At 43.9% G+C, this 1,431-nt stretch carries 1 protein-coding gene; it reads right to left on the bottom strand.

The window, feature by feature from the left end; all coding sequences use genetic code 11:
* Positions 1-267: 267 nt before the first annotated feature.
* On the bottom strand, positions 268-1,431 hold a 1,164-nt coding region (locus tag EKM83_RS13190; protein ID WP_164505688.1), incomplete at its 5' end, for a type IA DNA topoisomerase.

Here is a 1,431-nt window from a genome sequence, read left to right as displayed (position 1 = left end):
CAGTTTAATGTTTATAACGAGAAGTCTCTGAAGCGGATCCACCGAGGGTTCAAAGGACTCCAGGACACCTTGAAAGCATCATTTATTTAAGTTAGATACATATTATATGTACGAAGGCATTTCATTTACACAAGATTCTTGACGCTACCTGATCTCCTTTGCTTTGCTAATCTCACCCGTTGTTTAGGTTTACTTTTGGCTTTATAAAGGTGAACCTAAACAACGGGTTCACCAACCCGCAACAACGTGCAGGGCGGTAGGCAGGTTCTAATCAAAATCAAAACTTAATTTATGGCCGTCAAGCTTTAACTTGGCGTCAAACGACTTTCCTTTTTTACTCTTGAAACCCTTTAATTTGCTCGTTTCCCCCTTGGTGACCAACGCTTTAATGGCGGTCTTCCCGAGGGTCTTACTGCTCCATTTCTTGGGCAGGGTAAAGTCTTCGCCTTGCTTAGGCTTTACAATATAAAACTTCTGTTTATTTAAAACGGTCGCTTGCGGTGTTTCTAAGAAGACCTCGGCGGACTTTTGTGCTTGCTGTTGGTGATTGATTTGTTGCTTAATGGCTGAATTGCCGGTTAATTGTGTGGGGACATCAGCAATTAACTTCGCCACAAACTTCTTAATCTGGCTCAAAAAGTTATCTGGGGTGCGTTCTTCGGTACTGATTTGCTGTAATGCTTGCTCCCATTTTTCTGTCATCTCTGGGCTAGTTAACAAGGGTTCGAGTTCAACCGCTTTACATAAAGTAATCCCCGCTTCACTGACGTGGAGCTTGTTCTTTTCAGTAACTAAATAGCCGCGCTTCTTTAACACTTCCAGCACATTTGCCCGGGTTGCGCTCGTTCCAATGCCTTGCACATCTTTAAGAATCGCCTGGGCTTCTTCATCATCAAGTGTTTTACCGGCCGTCTTCATTGCCGTAATTAAGGTACCTTCGGTAAAGGGCACCGGTGGTGTCGTTTCTTTTTGCGGTGTTTGCAGATTCGCTTGAACTTGGTCGCCTTGGTGAACGATCGGTAGGGTGGCTGCCTCTTGCTGGTCGGTTTTGTGATCATCAAATAAAGCTTGCCAACCTTGCTTAGTTGGGACCTTACCGGTTGCTTTAAAATTGGCGTCACCAACTTGGGTGATAATGGTGGTTTCTTCGTACTCGTACGGATCAGCAAACATCGCTAACGTCGTCCTTAAAACCAGGTCATAGACTTGTTGCTGTAATTTAGATAAGCTGGCTAGTTTCTCTTTAGTCGGCACAACTTTAGTCATGATAATGGCGTAATGCTCTTCAACCTTTTTCCCATTGACGTAACGTTTATTTGGGGTGGTATTGGTTAAAGCGACTTGCTTAGAGACTAAACCCAGATACTTCGTCAGATTAGCCACTAAGTACTCAAATTCTTCATCAGTGATATAAGCACAATCGGTGCGGGG

Origin of the sequence: Levilactobacillus angrenensis, from assembly GCF_003946085.1 — a bacterium.
Classification (GTDB): domain Bacteria; phylum Bacillota; class Bacilli; order Lactobacillales; family Lactobacillaceae; genus Levilactobacillus; species Levilactobacillus angrenensis.
The sequence above is the reverse complement of the archived record's forward strand: the minus strand, read 5'-3'. Positions and strand labels throughout refer to the sequence as shown.